At 67.8% G+C, this 26,246-nt stretch carries 17 protein-coding genes; 5 read left to right on the top strand and 12 right to left on the bottom strand.

Going from position 1 to position 26,246, the window contains the following annotated elements; genetic code table 11:
* Positions 1 to 22: 22 nt before the first annotated feature.
* The 4 genes from VFQ05_04500 (at position 23) to VFQ05_04485 (ending at position 3,293) form a co-directional block, all read left to right on the top strand.
* Complete coding sequence (locus tag VFQ05_04500) at positions 23 to 1,042, top strand: Tad domain-containing protein (protein HET9326012.1); 1,020 nt, start codon at positions 23 to 25, stop codon at positions 1,040 to 1,042.
* 14 nt (positions 1,043 to 1,056) lie between these two features.
* Complete coding sequence (locus VFQ05_04495; GenBank protein ID HET9326011.1) at positions 1,057 to 1,881, top strand: isocitrate lyase/phosphoenolpyruvate mutase family protein; 825 nt, start codon at positions 1,057 to 1,059, stop codon at positions 1,879 to 1,881.
* Between the two features lie 180 nt (positions 1,882 to 2,061).
* Positions 2,062 to 2,613 (top strand): hypothetical protein, encoded by a 552-nt coding sequence (locus tag VFQ05_04490; protein ID HET9326010.1) that lies wholly within the window; start codon positions 2,062 to 2,064, stop codon positions 2,611 to 2,613.
* 146 nt (positions 2,614 to 2,759) lie between these two features.
* On the top strand, positions 2,760 to 3,293 hold the full coding sequence (locus tag VFQ05_04485) for a hypothetical protein (GenBank protein ID HET9326009.1): 534 nt from the start codon (positions 2,760 to 2,762) through the stop codon (positions 3,291 to 3,293).
* A gap of 72 nt (positions 3,294 to 3,365) precedes the next feature.
* On the opposite strand, the gene VFQ05_04480 is transcribed toward VFQ05_04485, so the two are convergent.
* The 6 genes from VFQ05_04480 to VFQ05_04455 all read right to left on the bottom strand — a co-directional run bounded on the left by VFQ05_04480 (position 3,366) and on the right by VFQ05_04455 (position 14,623).
* Entirely contained in the window at positions 3,366 to 6,395 is a 3,030-nt protein-coding gene (locus VFQ05_04480) for a S8 family serine peptidase (protein HET9326008.1), read from the bottom strand.
* Between the two features lie 231 nt (positions 6,396 to 6,626).
* The gene (locus VFQ05_04475) at positions 6,627 to 10,616 is read right to left on the bottom strand and encodes a FlgD immunoglobulin-like domain containing protein (protein HET9326007.1); all 3,990 of its coding nucleotides are present in this window, start codon (positions 10,614 to 10,616) and stop codon (positions 6,627 to 6,629) included.
* Positions 10,617 to 10,982: 366 nt separating this feature from the next.
* Positions 10,983 to 11,468 (bottom strand): cupin domain-containing protein, encoded by a 486-nt coding sequence (locus VFQ05_04470; GenBank protein ID HET9326006.1) that lies wholly within the window; start codon positions 11,466 to 11,468, stop codon positions 10,983 to 10,985.
* A complete protein-coding gene (locus VFQ05_04465) occupies positions 11,465 to 12,706 on the bottom strand; it encodes an aspartyl protease family protein (GenBank protein HET9326005.1) in 1,242 nt (413 codons plus the stop codon). Before VFQ05_04465 ends, VFQ05_04470 begins: the two co-directional genes overlap by 4 nt.
* Positions 12,707 to 12,744: 38 nt before the next feature.
* A complete protein-coding gene (locus tag VFQ05_04460) occupies positions 12,745 to 13,425 on the bottom strand; it encodes a hypothetical protein (protein HET9326004.1) in 681 nt (226 codons plus the stop codon).
* 28 nt (positions 13,426 to 13,453) lie between these two features.
* A complete protein-coding gene (locus VFQ05_04455; protein ID HET9326003.1) occupies positions 13,454 to 14,623 on the bottom strand; it encodes a hypothetical protein in 1,170 nt (389 codons plus the stop codon).
* 147 nt (positions 14,624 to 14,770) lie between these two features.
* On the opposite strand from VFQ05_04455, the gene VFQ05_04450 reads away from it, so the two are divergent.
* Positions 14,771 to 17,890: a hypothetical protein gene (locus VFQ05_04450; protein ID HET9326002.1), complete on the top strand. Its 3,120-nt coding sequence runs from the start codon at positions 14,771 to 14,773 to the stop codon at positions 17,888 to 17,890.
* A gap of 4 nt (positions 17,891 to 17,894) precedes the next feature.
* On the opposite strand, the gene VFQ05_04445 is transcribed toward VFQ05_04450, so the two are convergent.
* The 6 genes from VFQ05_04445 to VFQ05_04420 all read right to left on the bottom strand — a co-directional run bounded on the left by VFQ05_04445 (position 17,895) and on the right by VFQ05_04420 (position 26,218).
* Positions 17,895 to 18,692, bottom strand: coding sequence for a DUF1003 domain-containing protein (locus tag VFQ05_04445; protein HET9326001.1), 798 nt, complete (start codon positions 18,690 to 18,692; stop codon positions 17,895 to 17,897).
* Between the two features lie 28 nt (positions 18,693 to 18,720).
* A complete protein-coding gene (locus tag VFQ05_04440) occupies positions 18,721 to 21,096 on the bottom strand; it encodes a protein kinase (protein ID HET9326000.1) in 2,376 nt (791 codons plus the stop codon).
* Between the two features lie 45 nt (positions 21,097 to 21,141).
* Entirely contained in the window at positions 21,142 to 21,768 is a 627-nt protein-coding gene (locus VFQ05_04435; protein ID HET9325999.1) for a hypothetical protein, read from the bottom strand.
* Between the two features lie 93 nt (positions 21,769 to 21,861).
* The gene (locus VFQ05_04430; protein ID HET9325998.1) at positions 21,862 to 22,389 is read right to left on the bottom strand and encodes a DinB family protein; all 528 of its coding nucleotides are present in this window, start codon (positions 22,387 to 22,389) and stop codon (positions 21,862 to 21,864) included.
* Between the two features lie 23 nt (positions 22,390 to 22,412).
* The gene (locus VFQ05_04425; protein HET9325997.1) at positions 22,413 to 23,243 is read right to left on the bottom strand and encodes a response regulator; all 831 of its coding nucleotides are present in this window, start codon (positions 23,241 to 23,243) and stop codon (positions 22,413 to 22,415) included.
* The gene (locus VFQ05_04420; protein HET9325996.1) at positions 23,240 to 26,218 is read right to left on the bottom strand and encodes a response regulator; all 2,979 of its coding nucleotides are present in this window, start codon (positions 26,216 to 26,218) and stop codon (positions 23,240 to 23,242) included. Before VFQ05_04420 ends, VFQ05_04425 begins: the two co-directional genes overlap by 4 nt.
* Positions 26,219 to 26,246 lie beyond the last annotated feature (28 nt).

Here is a 26,246-nt window from a genome sequence, read left to right as displayed (position 1 = left end):
CGGAACGGCTCGGATTCCGGACATGTCCCCCCCTTCCGCCCCGCCACGTCGCGAGCGTGGCATCGTCATCGTTTATCTCGCGTTCTTCATCGTCTTCCTGCTCGGGTTCCTGGGCCTGGCCGTCGATGCCACCAAGCTGGTCGCGACCCGAACGCAGCTCCAGCGGGCCGCCGACGCCGCCGCGCTCGCCGGCGCATCCGCCATCAACCTCGAGACCGGGACCATCGATCCGGACACGGCCATCGTGCGAGCGCTGGAGACGGGAGCCCTCAACAAGGCCTTCGAGGATGGCTCGACTCCGGTCCTGGTCGACCCGGCGGACGTCCAATTCCCGCAGCCGCTCCAGGTGAAAGTCACCGTGCGGCGAGAGATCGGCGCCGGTGGGTCCATCATCACCTACATCGCCCGCGCCATCGGTGTCACCGACCTGGAGATGAGGGCGGACGCGACCGCCGAAGCCGACACCGCGGCCAAGCCCTGCGACGGGCTGGTTCCCATGGGACCGGTCGAACCGCCGAATTCGGGCTGGTTCGATCCCGATTGCAGCAGGGACTACGAGCTCAAGGTCGGATCGGGAGAAGGCGAGCAGGGAAACTACCAGCTGCTCGACTATCCGCCGTGCAACGAGGGCCCCTGCACCGGGCTCAACGGCGGAGCCGCCGTGCGTTGCTACGCGGAGTACGGCTACGGCTGCTGTCTGGAGGAAGGCCAGGAGTTCACCCTGACCGAGCCCGGCAACAAGGTCGGCCCCTTCCGCCAGGGGATGCAGGCACGATTCGACGCGGACACCGACCGGCGCCAGAACATCTGCTACGACGAATACGCCGGCAACGGCAATCGCGTCATTCCCCTGCCGGTCATCGAGACCTTCGACGTCAATGGCAAGAAGTTCGTGAGGATCATCAAATTCTCGGCCTTCTTCATCAAGCAACGGCCTCCGGGGAACGGCACGCTCACCGGGCAGTTCGTCAACGATGTCACCCCCGGCGAGGGGGGTGGGTCGGGCGGCGGGACGTTGTACGTGCTGAGGCTCGTCGAATGAGCTAGCCTTGCCGCGTGCCCGGTCCAAAGTCCAAGCACGCGACCTTTCGCGACCTTCATGAAGCCGGCTGCTTCGTCATCCCCAATCCCTGGGATGTGGGCAGCGCACGGTTTCTGGAGTCGGTCGGATTCAAGGCGCTGGCGACGACCAGCGCCGGTCTCGCCTGGTCGCGAGGCTACGCCGACAGCCGCTTACCGCTGGCGGACGCTCTTCGGCACTACGAAGAGGTCGCGGATGCGGTGACCATCCCCATCAACGCCGACTTCGAGGGCGGCTACGCTGTGGAGCCTTCGCAGGTGGCCGCCAACGTGCGACGCGCGGCGACGACCGGAATTTCCGGCCTCTCCATCGAGGACGCGACGGGCGACGCGGAGAAGCCCCTCTTCGATTTCCAGCTCGCCGTCGAGCGGGTGAAGGCCGCTCATGAAGCGCTCGCCGGAACCGGGGTCCTGCTGACCGCCCGCACCGAAGGATTCCGGTTCGGCCGTCCCGACCTCGACGACACGCTGCGCCGCCTCAAGGCGTTCGCGGAGGCTGGCGCCGAGTGTCTCTACGCCCCCGGCATCAAGACCGCGGAGCAGATCGACGCGGTGGTCCGCGCGGTCGCGCCGAAGCCGGTGAACGTGCTGATGGGCAGCAACCACAGCACGGTCGCGAAGCTCGAGGCGCTGGGCGTCCGGCGGATCAGCGTCGGCGGGGGTCTGGCCCGCAGCGCCTGGGGCGCATTCATGGCCGCCGCCCGCGAGATCGCCCGGGATGGGACGTTCGACGGACTCGCCGCCGCCGCGCCCTTCGATCAGGTGGACGGGATCTTCACGGAAGCCGCCGAGCGGGCATAGCGGCCTCTCCCGCGTCCGCCTCGCCACAGCTCCACGGCTGTCCCCGCCGCACGGCGGGCGTGCAATCTGCACGACCTTCGACCTCCCAGCCGCGCGGACATCGAGGTTTTCCAAGCCCAATTCGAAGGCACGACTCTTGATCCTCGCCATCGGTCTCCCCTGGCCGAAGAAGGAGTCGGAATGCCCTGCAACCGTTTTGCGCTGTCCGCATGGATGGGGCTGGTGCTCGCGATCGTCTCGCTTGGCGCCCGTCCCGCCCACGCCATTCAGATCGTGCCCTCGATCGGCATCAGCCAATCCTTGGACGGCGACGGGAACCGCACCATGATGGCGGTCGCCCTGCGCAATGGCTTCCTGCCCCGCACCCAGCTCGAGCTCCAGGCCGGCTACCGCAGTGAAGAGATGGAATTCGCGGGCGAGACCTTCGAGATGAAGACCGTGCCGGTGACGCTGTCGGCCTGGGTGAGCCCTGTCCCCATGCTCTACGCCGGCGCTGGTGTGGGTGCTTACTTCCAGGGCATCGAGTACCAAAACAACCTCTATCCCGCCAGCAACGAGGTCCAGTTCGGCACCCACCTCGGAGCCGGATTTCGTTTCTCGCTGGTGCCGATGGTGGGACTCGATCTGCAAGGCCGGTACGTGTTCATGGGCGAGACCTCGACCGAGATCCCTTCGGGAGAGGTCGACCCGAGCTTCTGGAGCCTGTCGGCCGGACTCGCGATCGGGTTCTGAGACGGCCATCCTGGCGCCTGGCAGTCACCTGACTCCCGGGCGCCTTCGTCTTTCTGCTCGACTTGGCCGTGGGCCTGCAACCGCGTTCCGGGACGGGACGTAGAGAGCGCAAGCCCGGCCGCCCCCCTCGACCTCGAGAGACGACCATGAAGACTGCCCCCTTCGTCCTTTCCGCCCTTCTGGGCACTGTGTCCCTGACCCTCCAGCCAACCACCGCCCGGTCGGGGATGACCCTGGACTTCTCCAGCGACTACGTCCGGTGGGCCGAGCATCAGGACGTCGCCGATGCGCGGCTCGCGATCACCACCGAGGACGGCAAGGTCACCCTATTGCTCACCCACCGGGTGGTGGCCGTCCAGCTCTCCGACTGGGTGGTCCACAAGGTGAAGCGCAAGCTGCGCGACAAGAAGGAGGAGCAGGACAACGCGCTCGGAAGGGCGATCGTCACGGCGGTGGCCGGCACCGTGCGGGAGATGATCGACGACAGCTTCGAGTGCCGGATCCGCGACCTCCGGGACGTGAGGTACGAGGACGGGCGCCTGCAGTTCATCTCGCGCGACGGAAGGCCGCTCTTCGAAGACACCGATCTCTGCGACCACGACGACGTCATGTCGTCGTTTTCCGAGCGGGATGCCCGGAGCTTCGTGCGCGAGTTCCGGAGGATCAAGGGCGGGGGCTGACCCACGAGGTTCTCGAAATAGGAGCGGCGCGGGATCATCCCCGCGCCGCTCGTGTTTCCGGATGAATGCGCTTCAGGGGGCCAGCAGCATCTTCCGAGTCTGCGTGAAGCCGGGCGTCACCAGCCGGTAGAAGTAGACACCCGGCGGCACGCGGGCGCCTTCGTCGCTCTCGCCCCGCCACTCGATGCCGTGCTTGCCGGCGCCGAGCTCACGATCGACCAGCGTCTTCATCACTCGGCCGGTGACGTCGAAGATCCGCAGATCGACGGGCCCCGGCCGGGTGAGCGCAAAGTCGATCGCCGTGTTCCCCCGGAACGGATTGGGACGATTCTGGCCGAGGAAGAACACCAGCGGCGCCTCGTTCAGCGTCGCCACGGCCTTCTGCGCCGGGATGATGATGTTCGCCAGACCCCCATTCACGGTGAGCGTGTAGCCGCTCACCGCCGAGAGGTAGCCGTCGACCATGAGGTAGTAGCGCCCAGCCGCGGCGTTGTAGTTGCCGACCTCGGGGTTGGCGGTCGAAAACCCGCGCGCGACCTCGACCATGCTGGAGTTGTAGAGGAACCAGTCCAGATCGGCCGAGCTGCCGATGGCGAGCGAGATGTTGATGTTCCCCGCCGTGCTCACGTCGAAGTAGAAGTAATCCTGGTCGGAAGACGTCGAGATGCTGCCGCTCACGCCCACGCCCGTTCCCACCGGCCCATCGGCCGTGCCCGACGTGTTGTTGGACTCGCTCTCCGCGGTGATCGCGCCTCCGCCGCCGGAGGGGACGGTCACCGAGATGTCGTCGAAGCAGAAGCCGTCGGTCGTGATCGGATAGTCGTCATACTGCTGGAACTTGACCACGAACGTCGAGGTCAGGCTCAACCCGTTGGCCGCGGCGAGCGCGTCGACATCGATCGTGAACGTGCGCCAGGTGTTGTCGGAGAAGCTGCCGCCATTCAGGCTGTAGACCTTCACGTAGCTGCTTCCGCCGTTGCTCGAGAAGTAGATGCCGTCCTGCGTGTGAGTCTCGTCACCGAAGTCCTTCCACCAGAAGGTCAGGTTCACCTGGGTCTGGCCGGCGAGGTTGAGGCGCAGCCGGGCCTCGGTCTGGCTGAAGCCGCCACTCACCGCGTCATCCATCACCATGTGATACGTGCCGCTGTGCGGCGTGTTGGTGTTGAGCACCCGCACCCGGCCGTTGCCGGTCACGCCCGTGAACCAGTACTGATCGAGCGCACCGGACTCGAAACCGGTCGAGTAGGGCAGCGTGGCGTAGCTGCCTCCCGGCACGCTGATCGTGAAGTTGGCGTTGCTCATGTCGGTGGCCGTGCCGCCGCTCACCCGCACACGCCCTTGCGTGGTCGCGGTGGAAGGAACCGTCCACGAGTGCGACCCATCGTTGGCGGTGCCGGTGACGATCGAGGTCCAGGTGCTGCCGCCGTTGGTCGAGTAGTCGATGTTCACCGTGCTGATGCTGCCGGACCAGGTCCAGGTGATCGTGGCCGTGGTCCCGGCGGTCAGCGTCTCGCCGCCATTGGGGGACGTGACCGTGATCTGTTCGGTCGGCGGTGCGCCGCCGACTGCCGCCGCGGCGTCGACCATGCCGTAGCCGGCGTAGCGGTCCCAGCCTGCGCCCGACTCGACGCTGGTCACGTCCTGCGCCGTGGTCAGCAGCTGCGTGCGGATCTGCGAAGGCGTCCAGGTCGGGTTCTTCGACTTGATCAGTGCGCACACGCCGGCGGCGTATGGCGTGGCGCACGACGTGCCGTTGAACCACTTGGAGTAGTCGCTCGGATCGTAGCCGGCGGCGCCGAGCCGGTCGGTGGTGGGCAGAATGGTCGGGGCGATGACGTCCACCGCGCCGGCCGCGCCGGCGGTGGTCACGCCGTAGTTCGAGCCCCACCAGCGCTCGCCGTCACAGGTGTAGCCGTTCGGATCGGTGCTCACGCCCGGATTGACCTCGGAGCTGAGGCTGCTCGAGCGCTTGCGATCTCCGCAAGGCGAGGCTGCGCCCACGCCGATGACGTTGGCGTGGATGGCGGGGTAGCTGATCGTGCTCTTGTTCTCGTTGCCGGTGGCGGCCAGGATCGCGCAGCCCGCATTGAAAGCGTAGTTGATCGCGTTGTCGGTCGCGGGATCGCTGGTGATCGCCGCCCCCAGGCTCAGGCTCAGGATGTCGGCGCCATTGTCCGCGCCCCACATGAGCGCGTTCTGGATCGACGAGAAGGTCATCGTGCCGGCACTGTTCGCGACCTTGAGCGGCATGATGCTGCATCCCGCCGCGATGCCGACGCTTCCCAGGGAATTGGCGCGCCCGGCCGCCACACCGGCGCAGGCCGTGCCGTGCCCGGCCTGGGACGAGTTGTCGTCGGGGTTGGAGTCGTTGTCACCGAAATCGAAACCGGCCACCTGGAGCAGGTCCGGATGCGCGGCCTGCACGCCGCTGTCGATGATCCCGATGATGATCGAGCTGGATCCGAATCCTTGCGTGCCGTCCCACGCGGTCTGCGCGTTGGCGTCGAAACCCACCGTGCCGACCGGCGAACCGGTCTCGTGGTTGTGGTTGGTCCAGTTGTAGCTCAGCATCTGCGCCGTGTTGTTGTGGCCCCAGTGGATCGAGTAGAGCGGATCAGCGGGGACGACGGCCGGGAACGCGATGTAGTCGAGCGTGACCGCCTCGACTTCCGGGAGCCGTGACAGCCGCTCGGCGACTTGCTCGGCATTGCCGCCGCGCAACTCGACCATTATCCAGCGGCCAATGCCGAGCCGCTCGGCTTCAGCGACGTTGCGCGGCTCGATGTGAGCGCGACGCAGAGCACTCACGCCGCCGTTGCGCAGCTCCCGGTCGACGGCTTCGAGCCCGACGACCGCTCCCGGCAGCGCCTCCCGGTAGCGCCAGCTGGCCGGGACTTTCGAGTTCTTCCGCGCCTGATCGGTGAGCTTCACGAGCACGCGATCGAGAACGAATGCGGCTTGCTCCGGAGCCGCCGCCTGGAAGCCGAGCTGCGGCGGCGGCGACACGCGGCCTGGCCGCTCGGCGGACGACGCGAGCCCGCCGTGTGAGAGGAGGAAAACGAGCGACATGAACAGGGGAAGGGGGAAACGGTGCGACCGCATCTGCGCCTCCAGTGTCGGGTAAGGGGGGTTACTCCGAGATCCGGAACGACGCATGCCGGCTGCTGCGAGGAACCCGGTCAGGGGTGTTCAGCGAGCACGCAGGTCGCCTAGGTAACACGGGGACGGGCCGGGTGTCATTACAAATCCAGAACAGTCCCGGAGACCTCAGGAAAACGATGGTGGCCACCTCGAAGGAGATGGCCACCCGCAGCGCCTTTGTGGGTCTTGCGGTCAGTCGAGGAATGCCACGCGTACCTTCCGCGCGCGCTCGCCGATCGTCACGTGCACGAAGTAGATGCTCCCTTGAAGACGGCGTCCCTCGTCATCCCTCCCGTCCCATGAGACCAGGTAACGTCCCGCCGACTGAGGGCCGTCGGCCAGCGTGCGCACCGCGCGTCCAGCGATGTCGAATACGCGGATGCGGACGTGCTCGGCGGAGCCGCTCACCGCGTAGGCCATCCTCATGCCGCTCGTGAACGGATTCGGCATCGGACGGTAAAGGGCGATGCCCGGGTCGGTGGACGGCTCGACTCCCACCGTCCCGGTGATGTCCTCCCCGATGTTGATCCCTTCGGGATCGGAGTCCACCACCTGGCCGTCGATCATGGTCTTGAAGTCGTAGTGGATCCCTCCGCTCGGCGGCAGCGTGACACCCACCAGATTCTTCAGGGAGTACTTCACGTTGATGATGAACACCTGTCCCGGCGTGGCGTCCTTGATCTCGACCGCGGCCTGGCCAAAGCCCATTTCGAGACCGTCGCCAATCCGCTGGCAGCTCGAGTCGTAAAGGCCGACCTGGACCTGCTGGATCTCGCAGAACGGCACGTCCGGGCTGCTCTTCTCCTGGACCAGCGAGACCGTGAAGTCGGAGCGCGGCGCATCGATCTTGGTGAAGTAGAAGAACACGCCGGGAGCGATGTTGGTGATGACGTTGTTGCTGATCTGGACGTGGATATCGTCCGCGATGCCGTCCGCCGTGCCGTCGATGAACGTGCCGCACGTGGTGTTCGTGTGCGCCAGCAGGCCCTCGCATTCGCGCTGGCGGAACCAGCCGCCGCCGGTCGCCTTGCAGCCCCGGGAGTCCGTCATCTCGACGGAGTAGTAGCCGGTGTCCGCGACCGTGATGCATGAGGTGGTTGCGCCGTTGCTCCACTTGAAGACGAATGGCGCGATGCCCTTGGTGGCGTTCGCGCACAGCTGGCCCGGCATTCCCGTGCACACCGTGCGGTTGGCGACCGACACGGCGGGCGAGTCGAATGTGATCTTGACCTGATCCGTGACCGGCGGGCACGGTCCGGCGGGATCGTTGGTGGTGAGGGTCAGGGTGACGCTTCCGGCGGCCACCTCGGCTGCGGAAGGCGTGTAGGTCGGCGACAGCACCGAGGCGCTGGGTGAGAAGGTGCCGGAGCCGCCACTCCAGGCGCCGCTCGTGGCGCCGGTCCCCACCGAGCCGGAGAGCTGTACCTGCGGCGTCGCCGCGCAGACGATCTGATCCGCCCCGGCGTTGACCGTGGCGGCGGCGTTGATGGTGATGGCGATGGCGTCGCTGGCCGGAGGACAGGGGCCTGACGAAGCCGCGCTGGTCAGCGTGAGCATCACCTGGCCGGCAGCGATCTCGGCGGCGCTCGGCGTATACCGGGCGTCGAGCGCATTGCGGCTCGGGCTGAAAGTTCCGGCGCCGCCGCTCCAGGTGCCGCTCGACACCGTGCCGCTCACGGCGCCGGCGAGCTGCACCTGCGGACTGCTGGCGCACACCGTCTGATCCAGACCCGCGTTCACCACCGTGATGGGATCGATCACGATGGTCATGGCGTCGGACGTGGCCGGGCAAGGACCCGCGGGATCGCCGGTGGTCAGGATGAGCGTGACGCTCCCCGCCTCGATCTCCGCAGCGGTCGGCGTGTAGACGGCATTGAGGGTCGTCCGGTTCGGACTGAACGCTCCCGCTCCACCGCCCCACCCGCCCCACGTCGCCCCTCCGGCCACCGAGCCGGCGAGCGTCACCTGCGGGCTGCTCGCGCACACGCGGCGGTCGGAGCCGGCATTGGCGATGGCCGAGGGGCGGAAGACGAGCTGCACCGGGTCGCTCACGGCGCCGCAAGGACCGGCGGGATCGTTGGTATTGAGCGTGAGCGTCACGCCGCCCGCCGCGATCTCGCCCGCCGTCGGCGTGTAGACGGCGTTCAGCGCCGATCGCGATGGGTTGAAGGTTCCGGCTCCACCGTCCCACGATCCGCTCGCCGCTCCACCGCCGACCAAGCCTGCGAGCTGCGCCTCCGGGCTGCTCTCGCACAGCGTCTGGTCGGGACCCGCGTTCACCGTCGCCGCGGGATCGATCACGATGCGCACCACGTCATTCGCCGCTCCGCAAGGGCCGGCTGGATCATTGGTCACGAGCGTGAGCGTGAGGCTGCCGGCCGCGATCTCCGCCGCCGTCGGCGTGTAGACGGCGTTCAAGGCCGAGCGATTCGGATTGAACGATCCGTTCCCTCCGCTCCAGCTCGCGCTCGAGGCGCCGCCGCCGATCGCGCCGGCCAGGGTCGCCTGAGGACTCGTCGCGCACACGGTGAGATCGGCGCCGGCGTTCACCGTCGCAGCAGGCAGGATGTTGATCCGCATGTCGTCGCTCACCGGAGCACACGGCCCAGACGGGTCGTTGGTGGTGAGGATCAGGGTCACGCCACCGGCTGCGATCTCGGCGGCTGACGGCAGGTAGGTCGCGCTGAGCGCGCCGCTGCCGGGCAGGAAGGTGCCTGCGCCTCCGCTCCAGCTGCCGCTCGAGGCTCCACCGCCGACCCAGCCGGCGAGCGTCACTTGCGGGCTGCTCGCGCACACGGTCTGGTCGCCGCCGGCATTGACGGTCGCCGCCGGACGATAGCTGATCCGCATGGCGTCGCTCGCGGGCGCGCAGGGTCCGGACACCGGGCGCACGGTCATGATGAGCGTCACGCCACCTGCGGCGATCTCGGCCGCGGTCGGCGTGTACAGCGCGAATGGGTCATTGGCACTGGGGCTGAAAGAACCCGCGCCGCCGCTCCAGGTGCCGACTCCTCCGCTGGCCCAGCCCGCGAGGCGCACCTGAGGACTGCTGGCGCACACCTCCTGATCGGCTCCGGCGTCGGCGACCGCCGGCGAGTTCACCGTCACCGTGGTCTGGCACTCCCGGGTGAAGCCGCTGGCGCCCGTCGTCACCACCAGCGTGTAGCTGCCGGCGCTGGTGGTGCGCACCGACACCGAAAGGCTGCTGTCGCTGCCGACGATCACGGCCCCGCTGCCGTTGTCGGACAACGTCCATCGATACGATTCCATTCCGGCCGGCGCGCTGTGGGTGTTGGTCGTGCCCGCGCAGAAGGGCCCCGCGTTCGAGATGTCGCATCTGGGCACCGGGTAGACGGCGTCGGTCGACATCGAGCGGTCCTGGTTTCCGAGGCTGCCGAGCGTCCAGTTGATGAGGCGCATGTGATACGAGGAGCCGCTGATGCCGCCGGCCGAGCGCGGCGAGCCGTCGGCGTTGAAGCCCCAATCCCAGCGGCAGGCGATGTGGCCGCCCCACGCCAGGACCGCGCGCGCGCTATTCGCCCTGAACCGCACCTTCACCTGGGTCTCGGACGAGCCGGTCGCCAGATTGGGGTCGCCCTCGCTCAGGTACGTGACGTCGATCAGCGTGCCGCCGAAGAGCGTCATCTGGCGCTCCGCATCCGACAAGGCCGCCATGTTGGTCGAGGGCTGCGGCAGCGCGGGGTCGGACTCGGCCCCGTCCGGATCGACGACGAGGTTGCGGGTGGTGATCGGGATCGGCGCCGTGCTGATCGTGGCGTCGACGCCCGTGATCCCGCTCAGGGGATCGAAGACCTCTGGATCGCGGTGGCCGAAGAGCACGTGCGGCAGCAGCCGCTGATAGTGGGTGAGGTAGTCGATCGCATACGAGCCGCTGCGCTTGAGGTTGTAGCCGATGATCAGCTCGATCACGGTGCCGTCGGTCGGGAGTCCGTCCATGACGGTGCGATAGGCGATCGAGTGACTCTCGAGATAGTGCGAGTTGCTGGCGCCGGCGTTGCCCGAAACCCAGGTCGGAGTCGGGGTCACGGACGAGGTAGCCTGGCCGTTTCTCACCTGCTCGAGCGAGGCATTCGCGGCGTGCGCCGAGCCGGTGAAGGTCGTGGTGAGCGCGAGGGCGACGATCGCCACGCAGGCGAACGGGAACGTCCGAGAATGCGGCACGGCTTCTCCCTGATCCGGACGTTCGATGAGTGCGGCCCGGAGTGGCTGGCTGCGGCGCTGGGGCGCGTGCGTCCACGCAAGCCGCTTGCCAACTCCGTTACATCTGTCGGACGAGGCATCTCGCACGGAGTCAGTAATCTCGTTGCGAAATCCGCGTGAAGGACTCGGCGCGACGAGAGAACCGGAGATCAGCGTCCGCCACGCGTGCAGCGCGGTCGCGCGTGGGATCGGGGGGTGCGCGTCCTGATCTCGCGCATGCGCGACGAGCGATGATGCGGCGTGAAGGCAGGCGGGTGGTTTGGCGACAACGTGGGTGATGGCCGACAGAACGTCGGCCGCCCGGACTGCCCAACCGCGTGACTTATCTCACCTCGTGAGCCTTCGAATCAGGTCCGCGTGCTGCGGGAAGCGCTCGAGCAGCTCCTTCCTCGTCGGCATGACGAAGTCGGCGAAGTCGAACCCCGGAGACACCGTGCAGCCGCATAGACCGGCATCGGGGCCAAGCGCTAGAGCCGCCTGCAAGGTCCCTGCGGGGACCAGCAGCTGAGGCCGCTCGCCTTCCTCGAGGCGGTGTCCGAGGATGGCGGTTTGGTGATCGCCGTCCTGACCGATGGTGTGGATCTCGACCGAGTCGCCGCCGTAGAGGTGCCACATCTCGTCGGCGCCCTCGATGCGATGAAAGGCGGAGAACACGCCGGCCGGGAGAAGGAAGTAGATCGCCGTGGAGGCGCTACGCGTCCCATCCGCGGCGCGCAGCACATGCGAGGAACGGAAGGTCTCGCGGAAGAACCCTCCTTCAGGATGCGGTTCCAGCCCAAGCTGCTCGACGATGCGCCGAACGTCGTGGCTCAAATCAGGCGTCTCAGGGTGAACGCCTTCTCGAAGGTCTCGGACCCGCGCCGGATCCGGAGCCGCACGGTTCGCCCCTCCTCCCGCATCTGAAGACGAAGCGCGCTGGGGTCGATCGTGTTCGCCGGCTGATCGTCCACCTGTGTGATCTTGTCTCCCACCACGAGTCCGGCTTGAGCGGCGGGCGAATCGGGATTCACCCACCGCACGACGAGGCCTTCTTGGGTCCGAGCGAAGGAGGCCCCCGACATGTCTCCTTCGAAGGGACGATCGAACTCCGGACCGGGCTCCAGATAGATGCTCTTTCCCGCATAGTCGAAGGTCACGGCGCAGCGGCCCAGGATCTGGCCTCCGATGTTGCCGATCGATCCGACCGCGCTGATGCGGCCCTGACTCGGACCCGGCATGGAGACCACCGGGCGCTTGAAGGTCAGGCCGCCGATCGAGAGAGAGTCCGCCCGGCCCTCCCGGTTCCTGACCTCTCCTCCCACACCGCGGCCGATCGCCACGAGGGTTCGCGGGAATGCCGAGACCAGATTCTCCTCCGCCGTGATCTCGGGCGCGATGAACAAGGCTCCCGACGAGCCGCTGTCGATCACGAAGCGGCCCTGCAGGGCCGGCCGCCCGCGGATGTGCAGCGTGGCTTCGACGTAGGGATGGTTCTGAACCAGGGTCATGGGGACCTTCGTGCCCGGCAGATCCTTCGGGGCTCTTCCCGGGGCCCACACCTCCATGAGTCCACGCGCGTAGTCGAAGCGAACCACCGAGGATTCGAACAGCTCGTAGCCGAGGATCAGCTGCATCGGACGGCCGCCCGACTGCGTGATGCCGCTCAAGTCCAGAGTGCCGATGACGGGGCGATGGAGCTTCAGGCCTGGCAGCTCGACGGTCACGCTCTCCGCGGCGTAACCCCGCTGCATTCCGGCGGCGCCATGGGCCTGGAAACCTCGGGTCAGCGGAATCGAGAGACGACGCGCCGTCCCTTCGTCCATCACGCTCGCCGAAGCTCCGGTATCCACCACGATCCAGATCGAATCAGACCCGTTCAGGCGCCCACGAATCCAGAGGTGCTGGTTGCGAAGATCGAACGGAATGGTGGCGTGACCGCCGGGCCCAAACTTGATCTCCGACTTCGCGATCGACTGGCCTGAGACGAGGCTCGGTGTCAGGAGCAAGGCGGCGAGGATGGCGACCAGGATGCCGGGGGCGCCTTTCATGCGCGGCAGTATGCGGGAGTCCAAGGCGAAATTCGAAGCGGAGGACGAGCGCGTCGTGCCGGTCAACGAGCGCGGTGGTCGGCCGACCCCCAGGAAAGACCGGCCGTCGCGTGCAACGCGAGATTGGGCACGCGCAGGCTCCCCTCGGCGACCGGGACGCTCGCGAACGACACGGTGAGCCTCGCTTCCAACGTCCCGCTGAGCCCTTTCCACAGGGAGCGCACTCCACCCATGTGCGCCTCCGTCGTCGGCCCGCCCAGGTAGTAGCCACTTCCCAGCATTCCCCGATGCTCGTCGAAACGGAGCCCGCGGACTTCACTCTCGGGATGCGCGACGACCACGCCGAGCCCCGCGCCGTACCGCCACCCGCCGCGCGCAAGGAGTCGCTGGATCGTGAGCAAATTGTAGCCATGCGAGATGGCAAGGCTCTGCACTTCCGGCGGCGGATCGTCGAGATGGAGCTTGTGGTGAACCAGATCGAGTGCCCAGCCGGCTGGACCGCTCCAGGCGGCGATGCGGCCCCCGTAGTACAGCGGCTGCTCGAGCGCGTGAGTCGACCAGCGTGCGGTCAGATCCAGGTCTTCGTGCCCCTCCTGGCGAATCGTCGTGGGAAGTGGCGCGTTCCAGGCGCCGCCGAGCCGAGCTTCGACCTCCCAGCGCTCCACCGCCTCGCCTTCGCATGGCCCGAGCGCGAGAAACAAAGCCACTCCCGTGGCGCCCCAGCATGCGGTGCTCCGTTTCACGTATGACCCCTGATGGTCCTTCCGTGAGTCAGGGTGCCGTCGCGGGCAGTCTCTCGATCCCCATCCATCCCGCGGGGACCCCGTTCGCTTCTGGAGTCAGTGTGAGGAAGCGTTTGGCTCCGCTGTCGTTCTTGAGCCGCCAGCGCAGGAACTGGAGCGTGTAACGACAGGCCGTGGAGAAGCCGCGCGCCGCGCCTTGCGGCGCCGGGCCTGCTCGACCGGGCAGCAGCCGCTCGAGGGCGCCGTCCGTGAGGAAGTCGGCGTGTCGCAGTTGGCCGATCCGGGCCAGCATGCGGGCGCTCCGCTCGTACGATCGCAGGTATTGGAGATCGAGGTGCGGATTTTCGGGGGTGTAGAGATGCAGCACGGGGACGGTGAACCGCGTGGGATGACCTTCGGATCGCTCATGGAGATACGTTCCTCCAGCGCGCTCTCCGATCCCGCCGTCGAGGCTCACGATGGCGTCCCCGCGAAGTCCGCCCGGCTCCAGCGCCATGGCGGCGATGGCGCCGTTGCTCATCCCGATCACCCCCAGCCTGGGCGAGATGTCGGTCTCCTCCCGCATCCGGCTCACCGTGAACATCGCGTCCTCGACCATGGCGTCGAGGTTCTCGCGACTCAGGCGATAGGCGGCCTGCCGCGCGCCTTTCGACTGGATCGCGGCGACGACGAATCCATGGCTCGCGAGATACTCGCTCATCACGGACGCGCCCCATGGGGTCGCGTGCAGGAAGACCACGAGCGGGAATCGGCCGGCCTTGCGTGGCGCCTCACGGACGGCCTGCATCGGCAGCGCCATCACCGAGTCGACCCGAGGTCGGGAAAGTCCGGAAGCGACGGCCTCCGCGGCAAAGGCTTCGGTCGCCTGGCGGCGGCGCTCCAGCGTGGCCACCGCCGCGCCCAGGCCGGCGGGCGTCAGCTCGATGTACTCGCGAAGGGTGACGCGCGGGCGTGACGATGTCGTCGCCGGATACCACACGACGATCGGCATCGGGCGTCCGCCGGAGGTGACCGTGACGCTGTCGATCGGAAGGCCGGGACGTGCGCCGTCCTGCTCCTCGAGGACCACGAGCCCCACGGCGTAGGGACCCGGAAGGAGATCGCCCCAGATCGGCGACACCTTCGGCAGGGTCGCGACGTCGGCGCGGCCAGCGATCAGGATGGTCGAGAGCAGTGCCGCGGGCCATGCGAATCGCATGGCCCGAAGATCAGCACATCTTCAGGAGTCGTGACCAGCGCTTTCCGCCGCGCGAAGGGGCTCGCCGGCCTCCCCAGAGGGGGGTGCAGACGCCTCGCGGGGCGGCCGATACCTGAAACGGCTTTCCGCCCCGATCGGAGGATCCCCATGAAGATCCTGATGGCCATCTTGGCCTTCATTGTCATCGCGGCTGTCGCGGTCGTGAGCTACCGTGGCCAGTTTCCTTCTTCTCCGCCGATCGCCCAGCAGGCCAGCACGCCCGTCACCGAGACGTTCGAGCCGCCGACTCCTTTCTCGTCCGACAGCAGTCTCAAGTTCGAGGTGATGCGCGAGCGGGCGCTCACCCCTTACCGGCTTCGCCCCGATCGTCGCGTGCTGCTCGCGATCACCGAGATCCGGCGCCTCGCCGGCTCGCGTGACTCGGCCGTCACCGCGCAATTCGCGAACGGCCGCTGGACGGTGCGCTGCGGAACCCGTGAGATCGGCAGGCTCTCCGAGCTGCCCGATCTTCCGGAGATGCTCGACATGATCACCGAGGTCGCGCGTAGCCAGGCCTGGACTCGAGGCTGGTCCGACAACACGGGACCCGAGCGCGCCGATCTCCAGCGCGCGCTCGATCGTCTCGATGCCTTGGCCGCGCTGCGGGAGGCCGATCGCGCCTGGTCGACCGGTGCGCGCGACGCCGCGCTCTTCCGCCACGCAGCACTTGCCTATGGCTTGCTCGCGCTGCAGACCCCGAACTGGGCCGGCCTCGCAGATCCGATCGCCGCTCGCGGCCTTGCGGCACTCGCCTATGCGCGGGCGCTCGGAGCCGAGGATCCGAAGCGCGAGACCTGCCTGCTCGCCGACGTGACGGGCTATGCCGCGGCCGCACGCGAGCAGGCGCGCCGGCTCAAGGCGTTGGACCCGGTGCGGCTCTACGTGATGCGCGATGCCGCCGGGCTCGAGCGTCTGGCGATCGAAGCGATCGGCGTTGCCCCGCCCGCACCGCCTTCGACTCGCGCCGCGTCGGCACCGAAGTCCGCCAGCTCCGCGAAGCTTCGCTCGAAGAGCGGAGCCACCGTCCCACGGTCCGGCAGGGGAACGACCGCCACGAAGACCCGAACGGCGTCCAAGGCCGCGAGCGCCCCAGCGGCCGCGCCGCCGGTCTCGCTCGAGGCGCCCTATTTCCAGCTGGTGCTGGCCGCGGATCGTGACCAGGACGAGGCGTGGTTCGGGCTCGTGAGCCGCCTCGAGCGTCGCGGCGTACCGTCCTCGCTCCTGCTCGGGAGCGGTCTCGGCCTTCGGAGTGGCCAGGCTTCCGTGCGCGCCGCGGAGCGACTGCTGGGGGTCATGGCGCCGCGTCAGGTCACGACGCGAAAGGGCGCCCGAAAGCCGGCGAGTCGCACGGCCGAGCCGACGCTCGCGCAGCGCGTCCAGCGCTATGAAGCAGTCCTCGCCGCCCAATCCCAGCCGGGAGGCGTTCTGCTCAGCGCCGACATCACCCGCGCGCAGCGCCGCTGTCTCGTGTACGCGGCGCTCGACGAGATCGCGCAGCGTGCGATCGAGACGAAGAGCCCGGCAGAGATCTCCACCTGGTTCGCCACGGGCTCGCTCAAGAAGACGGCCAAGACTCCGGCCGCCTTCCAGCGCTGGTATGCGCACCTGGCCAACGCGCGCGTCGGCAAGCTCGACCGCGTGGCTTTGCGCGCTGACGTCGACTCCGCCGCGCCGGGATCGGCGCAGGCGATTCGGAGCTATGAAGCGCTGCGTGCGCACACCGCACCCGAGGACCCGGCCGTGCGTGACGCGGCACGCGACCTCGCGAGGCGCCTCGACTCGCGACCCGCGAACCGGGTCGCGCTGGCGGCCATCGCGGTGCGCGATCTTGGCGCGTTGAGCGTGGCTGAGCGGCTCGGGACGTCGGCCGCAGCCGTGCTGGCGGCTTCGGATCCTTCGCTTCTGGCGTGGAAGCATCTCTTCAAGCACGACGGCGACTCGCTGCGCGCCTTCGTCGGCCAGCCCGACCTGCCCGACTCGGTCGTCGGCGCCTCGCTGGCGCGCAAGCTGGCGGCACATCCGGGCGCCTGGGAAATGGTGGAGAGCTACGCCACCTGGCTCGAGGAGAGCGGCAAGTATCCCGCGGCTCGCCGCGTGCTGGAGCGCTGGATGGCGCGGACTCAGGGCGACTCGGCGGCGATGGCGATGAGCCTCGATGCACGCATCCAGATGGCGCGCCTGCTTCAGCTCGAGGGACGCGCTCAGCAGGCCCTCCAGCTGATGGGGGACCTGCACCGCAGCGGGAACTTCGAAGCCATGGAGCGCACGGCGCTCATCCTGCAGGACCTGGGTCAGCCGAATCAGGCGCTCGCCATCGCCTGGGCGGCTCATCGCGCGGCGCCGCACCTCGGCGCCGGTCCGGCGCTGCTGGCCGAGCTGTTCTGGCGCCAGGGCCGGTACGGCGAAGCGGCGAGTGTGCTGCAGAACGCGCGCGGCAGGCTTTCCGGGGTCGAATGGACCCGGGAGGTCGCGCCTCGTTTCGTGGCGTTCTTCCGCACGCGGGAAAGCGAAGGCGTGCAGGCCGCCGAAGCCTTGATGCGCGCCGGATTCACCGACCGCTGGACGTTCGGATCGATTCCCGACGCTCTGGGAGCGGAAGGTCTGCACGGGCTGGCCTTCGAGCTGCAGTCGCGCATGCAGCTTTCCGGAGCCGAGGGATTCGAGTCCGCGATCGTCGCCTATCGTCATCTCAAGCACGCCAAGGGCGAAGCTTCGGCGATCGAGTGGATCCGGCGCCGCGTCCCGGAGAGTGACCGTGACCTGCTCGGGATCCTCGCCTGGCAGGAAGGCGTCCCCGAGCTGCTGTGGACGATGGCTCCCTCGCGCCTGCAGGGCGAGCTCGGCGATTATCACTGGCTTCTGCGCGCCGCGGTCTGCATGGAGACCGGGTCGTCGCACCCGCGCTACGCCGAGACGGTCAACCACGTCGGCCGGGGACGCGGCTCGCACCACCTGGAGGTCGCGCGTTACCTGCTCGGCCTGAGAGAAGAGTCGGAGGTCCTGGCCGCGACCAAGACCTTGAGACAGCGCTCGGAGATCTACTACTTCGCCGGTCTCAAGGCGGAGCAGCGAGGCAAGCTGCGCGATGCCGCGGACTGGTACTTCATGAGCGTCGAATCCGACACGGGGAACAACATCGAATCGCGATGGGCGCTCCGCCGGCTCAAGACCTGGGCCGATCAGGCGCGACCGCGCGCGGCGGCGCCGGGCTCGGCGCCACCGGCCTGAGGCCTCAGTCCTTCTTCGGGTGCGGTGACATGCGCTCCAGCACCGCGAGTTGATGGCGCGTGATCTGGAGCAGCTCGTGGATCTCCGCGTCCTGCAGGTCGATCTTCTCGTGCAGCCGCGCGATCTCGGTCTCCGCGCGGACGTTCACTTCGTAGTCGAGCCGTGCGTCGCTGCGATCCCTCGCGGCCTGGCGGTTCTGGCTCATCATGATGATCGGCGCCTGGAGCGCGGCCAGGCAGGACAGCATGAGGTTCAGCAGGATGAACGGGAACACATCGAACGGCTTCTCCATCTCGGTGTTCACGATCATCCACACCAGCATGAACGTCAGGAAGAGGCCGATGAAGGTCCAGCTGCCGCCGAAGGAGGCGACCTTGTCTGCGACCCGCTGGCCGAACGTCAGCTGCTGCTCGAAGGTCGCGTTCGGATCGAGAGGCTTCTGCCGCTGCAGCATGCGCGCCACCACCCGGCGCTCGAGCTCCGAGAGCTTGAGAATCTGACCTTCGAGATCCGCGCTGGCGGCTGCCACGTCCCCCAGGACGGCTCGGGTCTGGCGCGCCATCGGCCGCAGCCGCCGCGCGATGCCGAGCACGACGACCGAGCCGAGAGCGGCCACGATGGCGCGTTGCCACCATTCCGGGCCCTGGCTGCCGCCGAGCAGCGCCATCAGCCAGCCGCCGACGAGACTCCCGATCAGGCCGAGAAGGATGTTGCCCGTCCAACCATAGTCGCGGCCCTTCATGAGCTTGCCCGCGCTCCAGCCAGCGAGCGCTCCTGTCGCGATCCAGATCAGCGTTTCCATGACGGCTCCCTCCGTAGTCGAAGGTCGGTTAGGCGGGAAATCCCAGCCGGCGCACGAGGGCCGAGTACCGCGGATCGGAACGCAGCGGTGCCAAGCGTGGATCGATGCGCAGGTAGGCGAGCACGGTCGAGCGTTCCTGGTACGCGCGCTCGAGCCATTCGAACGCGCGGTCCTTGTCTCCGAGCCCGACGTAGACCAGGGCGAAGAAGTACGAAGGGACATAGCCCTTGCGCGTTCGCTCGGTGAGCAGCGAGAGGATCTCACGGGCGCGCGAGGCGTCGCCGAAGCGCGCATACGCGTGGCCGAGGGAGGCCTTGAGGTTCAGGCTTCCCGAGAGCTTCGTGGCCTGCTCGAGCGAGGCCAGCGCCTGCGAGCCCATGCCCTTCGCTTCATACGCCAGGCCGATGCCCCAGCGAGCGGTGGACATCGTCGAGTCGGCCCGGCTGATCTCGAGCAGATGACTCAGCGCTTCGTCGTAGTGACCCTGAAAGTAGTTCAGCAACGCCACGTTCGCGTTGAGGAGAGTGGATCGCGGATCCAGCTCCTCGGCGCGGTGAATCTCCTCCATCGCCTCCTTCATGCGTCCCGACGCGGCCAGGAACCGGCTGTAGGAGAAGTGGGCATCGGCGAAGCTCGGGCGGAGATCGAGCGCCTTGCGGAATTCCCGCTCGGCGGCCGCCCAGTCCCACTCGTAATACGCGCGGATGTATGCGAGCGACGCATGCGCCTCGGCCAGCCCGTCATCCAGCTCCACCGACCTGACCGCCGCCTCCCGTGCCTTGGGAAAGACCTCCGCCGGCGACGAGGTGGTGAAGAATGGCAGCGTCGCGTAGTAGCTCGCGAGTCCGGCGTAGGCCGGCGCGCAGTCGGCTTGGATCTCGAGCGCGCGACGGAACTGCTGGTGCGCCTTCTGCATCCCCTCCTCGGTGCCCTGGTCGAGGAAGAACCGGCCAAGCAGGACGGCTTCGTAGGCCTTGGCCAGCACGGGACGCCCCTTCCCCAGCCGGCTCTGCTCATCGACCGTCAGCCTCGCCTCGACCTCCTGGGCGATCGCGCGCGCGATCTCGCCCTGCAGCGCCAGCGCGTCGCCGAGCGGGCGTTCGAATGTCCGAGTCCAGAAGTGAGCGTCGGTCTCGGCGCGGATCAGCTGCGCGGCAATGCGCACCCGATCTCCGGCGCGCGCCACCGAGCCTTCCACCACCACGTCGACGTGCAGCTCGCGGCCGATGTCTCGCAGGGATTTCTTCGACCCCTTGTAGAGCATGGCGGACGTTCGTGAGATGACGTTGACCGAGCGGATCTGCGCCAGACTGCTGGTGAGCGCGTCCGTCATGCCGTCGGCGAAATACTCCTGCTCGGGATCTCCGGTGAGGTTCCGCAGCGGAAGCACGGCGAGCGACCGTATGGCCGAGCCCTTCGGAGGGCCGAGGAGCCGTTTCCGGATCCCCCCGGCATCGAGCGCAAAGGCAAGCCCGAGCCCGATCACCAGAGGAGCCGCCACCCTTCCCCACACGCTGGCGGGCCTCCGGCGCGACATGCCGGGCGCCACGGCGGTCGCGGGGGCGCTCGAGCTCTCGCCGAGCGCGAAGGCGAGATCGCGCGCAGACTGGAAGCGCTGGTCCGGCGACTTCTCGAGGCAGCGCTGGATCACCCGCTCGAGCGGCGAAGGTGCGGGGTTCTGGGTGAGCGGGGGCGGCGTGTCGCGCAGGATCGCGCTCGACACTTCCGCCGCCGAGTCGCCGGTGAACGTGCGGCGCCCGGTGAGCATCTCGTAGAGGATGGCGCCGAACGCGAAGAGGTCGGAGCGGGCGTCGACGGCCCGACCCCTCACCTGCTCCGGCGACATGTACCCGATGGTGCCCATGACGACGCCCGGCATCGTGTCGGAGCTGACCGTGGCCGCCCGCGTGAGACTCTCGTCGGATTCTTCTCGTCGCGACAGCTTGGCCAAGCCGAAATCGAGGATCTTCAGCGAGCCATCCTTGGTGAGGAAGATGTTCTCGGGCTTGAGATCGCGGTGAACGATGCCCTTGTCATGCGCCGCGGCCAGCGCGTTCACCATCTGGAGCGCAAAGGCGATGGCTTTCGGCTCGGGAAGAGGACCGGCCGCGAGCCGCTCGCGGAGGGTCTCCCCTTCCAGGAGCTCGAAGACGACGTAGGCCGTCTCGCCTTCGGTGCCCACGTCGTGCACCACGAGGATATGTGGATGGTTGAGGGCGGAGGCGGCGAGCGCCTCCTGCTCGAAGCGATGCAACCGCTCACGATCCTGCGAGCGCAGAACCTTGACCGCGACCTCGCGCCGAAGACGCGTGTCCCGCGCGCGGTAGACTTCGCCCATCCCGCCCGCACCGAGCGGCGCCAGCACTTCATAGGGTCCGAGCCGGGTGCCGGGAGCGAGCGGCATAGCAGCCAGACTCTAACGAGCGGCGCTACATGTCCAGCCCGGCGATCAGGCCACCTTGCGCATGGCGGTCCCGACGACTTCGGCGGTCGAGATCCCCACGCCCTTGCGGTAGGCCGTGGCGTTCTCGTAGGCCTGCTCGAAGACGGCCGCCGCATCCCATGCCGAAGCCGGCATCAGGGGCTTGCGCGGCCGCTGTCCCTTGGCCTTCTCCACGACGTGATCGGGAGTCGCACCCGGCAAGTTCACGGTGGGATGGCCGGGACGCGGCTCGAGCGCCGTGGGGCGCGCCGTCGAATAGGTCACCGACGTCCCATCCTCGTAGAGCGAGACCAGATCGAACCAGGTTCCGACCTGCGGATGCTGGTAGATCGCCGCGTAGAACGAATCGCCCCCGTGCGCGAGCAGCTGCACGACGACCGGCAGCTCGGCGATCGTGTGAACTCCCGCATCGCTGAAGCCCCGCGATACGAACGAGTGGGCCAGTTGTTCGGCTGCGCGGCGATTCTTCCAGGCTTCGGGGGTCGACTTCTGCAGATGGATCCGGTCCGGCTGCTGCGCCAGCGCGGATTCGCCGATCTCCTTGCCGTGCGTCGCGGCGATCAGGATCTTCAACAGCGGTGACAGCAGGCTCAGGACGAGCAGTGCGCCGAGCCAGAACAGGATGGAATCCATGGGCGGCCTCCTCTGGATTGATGCGCTCGAAAACCGCCATGGTTATCGGCCACATCGGGCGAGCCCTGCACAGGCTTTACGGCCGCCCCTCCATCAGGACTTGCGCGTCTCGGCCTGGGCGCGAGCCTCGTCTTCGGCGGTCGGCCCACGAGTGGCGCGGTCGATCTGCCGGATGGCCCCCATGTGGTAGGCGAAGTGCGCCACGCTGCCCCCCATCCACCCGGCCTGAACGTCGCTCACTTCGCGGGGCGTGTGCAGGACCTCGGCCCATGCATCGGCCTCGCGACGAAGCTCATCCCGCAGCTGCCGCCACTCGTCCTCCGACACGACGTTCCTCCGCCAGCTCGCGGTCCAGTCCACGTCCTTCCATGGCGGCGGATCTCCACTCGCCCAGCGATTGAGCATCGAGAAGCCGTAGCGAAGGTGATCCACGTGCGCGGCGATCGAGGCGCCGCCGCCATGCGTCGTGGAGGCGGCCGAGGCGGAGAGCCGCTCCAGCGACGCGAGCAGCCCCGTGTCGCCCTGGTTGAGCACGTATGTGCGCGACTTGGGATCGGGCGAGCCAAAGACGAGCTCGCGAAACAGCAGGTCGAACAGTGGCGCGAAGGCTCTCGAGTCCATGTCGGATGAAGACTGCCTATTCCCTAGTCCAGGTACTTCACGAACAGGACCTCGTTGTGCGCCTCGTTGTAGATCAGCTCGTCGACCAGCGCGCGTGCCGTGAGGATGCCGAATCCGCCCGGACGCAGCCCCATCTCGGCGCGAACCCGGGCACTCTCGCCGACCTCTTCGATGGGATAGCTCACCGCCGCATGCGCGAGCTCCTCCACCTTGAAGCCAGGACCCGGATCCGCGATGCGGTAGAGCAGCATGCGACGCGCGCGCACGTAGGTGACGCGCACCTTGCGGTTGGGGTCGAGTCCTCCGCCCCATTCGACCGCGTTGCGCAGCATCTCGCTGAATACGTAGCCGATGTTGTCGCGCACCTCCTCGGGCAGGTCCACCACCAGCTTGGCCAGGAGCCCGTGGATGCGGTCCGCGGCTTCCAGCTGACACGGAAGGATCAGCTCGACCCAGTCGGGACGCGCCGAGATCACCTCGACCGGCGGGATGGGCTTGGCCGCGAGCGTGTCGCGGACCAGGTCGAGCAGCTCTGAGGGCTTTACCGGCTTGCTCATGTAGTGATACGCCTGCTCGCGCACCGCCCGCAGGACCGTCTCGGGCGTGCCGTCCGAGGTCATGACAATGGCCTTGGTGCCGAGATTCTCGGCACGCATCGCGGCCAGGACTTCGAGCCCGCTCATGATCGGCATCCAGATATCGAGCAGCATCAGGTCGAAGGCCCCGCGGCGGAGCTCCGTGAGCGCTGACTCACCGTCGGTCACGAGAGATGTCTCGTATCCGGTGTCCTTCAGAACCTTGTCCAGAAGGTGGCCCGTGGCCCGCTCGTCTTCCACGATCAGGATGCGTTTCATCGGGTCCTGCGCTTTCGTTTCGAGGAACGCTTCGTTGGCTTCACGATGGTGCGAAGCAGTGTTTCGAGGAGCGCCAGCTCGGATTTCAGGTCCTCGAGCGCATGCGGAGCCTCCTCCATGTTCCCACCCGCGCCCAGCTTCTCCAGTCTCAACGCCGCGGCCGCGGCTCTCGTGGCGCCGAAGTTCCCCACCGCGCCCTTGAGGGTGTGGGCGGCGACGCGTAGTCCCTCAGCGTCCCCGGCGGGGATCGCATCCTCGATCCGCGCCAGCAAGGCGGCGTGGTCTTCGAGAAAAATGTGGGCCAGCTCGCTCGCCAGGGCGACGTCTCCGCCGAGGTGCTGGAGCATCGCGGCTCGCGCGGCGGCGACGTCCGCAAGCTCCGCCGGTTCGCCCTTCGCTTCGGGGGCGCCGTCGGATCCCGCCAAGCCCTCGAGCGCCGCGATCAGCTCGTCGGCCTGGATCGGCTTCACCAGATAGCCGTCCATTCCCGCAGCCAGGCATCGCTCACGGTCGCCGCGCATCGCGTGCGCCGTCATCGCCACGATGGGGAGGTGGCGGTCGCTGCCCTTCTCCATGGCGCGAATGCGTGCAGTCGCCTCGAGGCCGTTCATCACCGGCATCTGAACGTCCATCAGCACCACGTCGAAGCCCTCCTCGCGGTCCAGCGCTTCGACCGCCTGCTGGCCGTTCTCCGCCAGGGTCACCTGGTGACCCCGTTTCTCGAGGATGCGCAGCGCCATGGTCTGATTCACACGGTTGTCCTCGACGACCAGCACCCGAAGCTTGCGCGTGCGCGCGCGCGCCGTTTCGGGCGGCCTCTCGCGACCAGCGGTGCGGCTGCCCAGGGTGGTGAGGATCGTGTCGAGCAGATCCGACTGCTTGACCGGCTTGAGCAGCGCCGCGTGGATGCCCGCCCGCCGCAGGCTCGCCGCCTCCTGGATTCCGGCCGAGGTCAGAAGGATCACAGCCGGTCCAGAGGCCTTGCGGTCTCGGATGCGTCGCGCCAGCGTGAGACCATCGATGCCCGGCATCTGCGCGTCGATCAGAACCATGTGAAACGGCCGCGATGCCCGGCGTGCACCCTCGAGCGCCGTGAGGGCGGCGGGCGCGCCTTCGACCAGCGTCGGATCGAGACGCCAATTGCTGAGCATCTCGCCGAGAATGCGGCGGTTGGTCGCGTTGTCGTCGACGACCAGCACACGCAGGCCACGCAGCCGGGTCGGATCGACCGGCGCCGGCGCTCCTTCGTCGGCCCCCGCGAGCCCGAATCGGGCGGTGAAATGAAAGGTGCTTCCCTGGCCCGGTGTGCTCTCGACCCAGACCTTGCCTTTCATCAGCCGGACCAGCTGCTCGGTGATCGCCAGTCCCAGTCCCGTGCCGCCGAACTGGCGCGTCGTCGAGCTGTCTCCTTGGGCGAACGCCTCGAAGATGCGTGCCTGATCCTCCGATGGGATACCGATCCCGGTGTCGCGCACCATGACGTGCAGCTCGACCGACTCCGCGTCGTGCGATCGCGCAACGACCTCGACGACGACCTCGCCATGCTCCGTGAACTTGATCGCGTTCCCGACCAGGTTCACGACGATCTGGCGGAGCCGTCCCGGGTCGCCCATCAGCCGTGCCGGAGCATCGGGCGAGATACGGCATGCCAGCTCGAGGCCCTTTTGCTGGGCTCGCAATGCCAGCAGGCGCATGGTGTCCTCGACGGTGTCGCGCAGGTCGAAGGGCACGTGGTCCAGGTCGAGCTTCCGCTCCTCGATCTTGGAGAAGTCGAGGATGTCGTTGATGAGCACCAGCAGCGCCTCGGCCGAGTCCTTGACCACGTCCAGATACTCGCGCTGCTCGGGTTTCAGGCGCGTGCCGAGCGCCAGCTGGGTCATGCCGATCACCGCGTGGAGCGGCGTGCGTATCTCGTGGCTCATGTTGGCGAGGAACTCGCTCTTGGCGCGTGTCGCGGACTCGGCCTTCGACTTCGCCAGCTTCAGCTCGAAGACGAGCTCGGCGAGTCGCTTGGCGTTCTCCTCCTCCACCCGCTTGGCCGCTTCGAGCTGACGCGCATAGCCGCGCAGCGCCTCCTCCGCACGCTTTCGCTCGGTCACATCGTGCGCGACGCAGTAGATCAGGGATTCCTCCGGCACCGGCGTGGCGTTCCACACCAGCCAGCGGTAGGAGCCGTCCGCGCAGCGGTAACGGTTCTCGAACTGGATGACTCGCTCGCCGCCCGCGGCCTGGCTCGCCGCGCGAATGGTGCTCTCGCGGTCCTCGGGATGGATCCATTCGAGGTAGGGCTTCGACATGAGCTCGTCGACCGGGAAGCCCAGGGTCTTCTCCCAAACCGGATTCAAGCGTCGGAAGGCGCCCTGGAAGTCGACGATGGCCAGCATGTCGAGCGACACGGTGAAGAATCGGTCCAGCTCGGCGCGGGCGCGTTGCAGCGCCTCGTCGGCCCAGCGTCGCCCGAGGAAGTGGCCGATCTGTCCGCCGACGGTGGAGAGGATCTGCAGCAGATCGGTATCCGGCTCACGGATCTCGCTGCTGAAGAACTCGAGGACCCCGAGAATCTCGCCACCGAGAAGGATGGGAAAGCCGAACGCGCCGTGCAGGCCGCAGCGCTCCGCCACCTTTGCGCGCGGAAAGTTGGTGTCACGCGTGACGTCCGCGATCCAGGCGGGCTCGCCGCTGGCCCACACGCGGCCTGGAAGGCCGACCCCTTTGGCGAACGTCGTGGCCCGGCTCTTCTGTTCGAACTCCTCTAGGGAGGCTTCCGGCTTCCTCCACGAGTAGAGGCAGCGCAGTCCTTCGGCATCGGCGCTCACGATCCAGACTGCACCGTGATCCCAGGTCAGGGTGCGGCAGATCGTCTCCAGAATGCGCGGGATGCCTTCATCGATGGTGGCGGCCTCGGCGAGGACACGCGAGGTCGCATACTGCATGGTGAGCAGGCGCTCACGTTGTTCGACGGTCACCGAGCTCATCTGGGGCTCTCCGCCCTGCGGCCGAAAG

The sequence above is a fragment of the Candidatus Eisenbacteria bacterium genome, from assembly GCA_035712145.1.
Taxonomy (GTDB): Bacteria; Eisenbacteria; RBG-16-71-46; order RBG-16-71-46; family RBG-16-71-46; genus DASTBI01.
The sequence above is the reverse complement of the archived record's forward strand: the minus strand, read 5'-3'. Positions and strand labels throughout refer to the sequence as shown.

Bases quoted from the DNA above. Each gene is read 5' to 3' on its own strand.
- VFQ05_04500 (HET9326012.1), top strand. From the start codon at position 23: ATGTCCCCCCCTTCCGCCCCGCCACGTCGCGAGCGTGGCATCGTCATC.
- VFQ05_04490 (HET9326010.1), top strand. From the start codon at position 2,062: ATGCCCTGCAACCGTTTTGCGCTGTCCGCATGGATGGGGCTGGTGCTC.
- VFQ05_04485 (HET9326009.1), top strand. From the start codon at position 2,760: ATGAAGACTGCCCCCTTCGTCCTTTCCGCCCTTCTGGGCACTGTGTCC.
- VFQ05_04480 (HET9326008.1), bottom strand. From the start codon at position 6,395: ATGCGGTCGCACCGTTTCCCCCTTCCCCTGTTCATGTCGCTCGTTTTC.
- VFQ05_04455 (HET9326003.1), bottom strand. From the start codon at position 14,623: ATGCGATTCGCATGGCCCGCGGCACTGCTCTCGACCATCCTGATCGCT.
- VFQ05_04450 (HET9326002.1), top strand. From the start codon at position 14,771: ATGAAGATCCTGATGGCCATCTTGGCCTTCATTGTCATCGCGGCTGTC.
- VFQ05_04445 (HET9326001.1), bottom strand. From the start codon at position 18,692: ATGGAAACGCTGATCTGGATCGCGACAGGAGCGCTCGCTGGCTGGAGC.
- VFQ05_04440 (HET9326000.1), bottom strand. From the start codon at position 21,096: ATGCCGCTCGCTCCCGGCACCCGGCTCGGACCCTATGAAGTGCTGGCG.
- VFQ05_04435 (HET9325999.1), bottom strand. From the start codon at position 21,768: ATGGATTCCATCCTGTTCTGGCTCGGCGCACTGCTCGTCCTGAGCCTG.
- VFQ05_04430 (HET9325998.1), bottom strand. From the start codon at position 22,389: ATGGACTCGAGAGCCTTCGCGCCACTGTTCGACCTGCTGTTTCGCGAG.
- VFQ05_04425 (HET9325997.1), bottom strand. From the start codon at position 23,243: ATGAAACGCATCCTGATCGTGGAAGACGAGCGGGCCACGGGCCACCTT.
- VFQ05_04420 (HET9325996.1), bottom strand. From the start codon at position 26,218: ATGAGCTCGGTGACCGTCGAACAACGTGAGCGCCTGCTCACCATGCAG.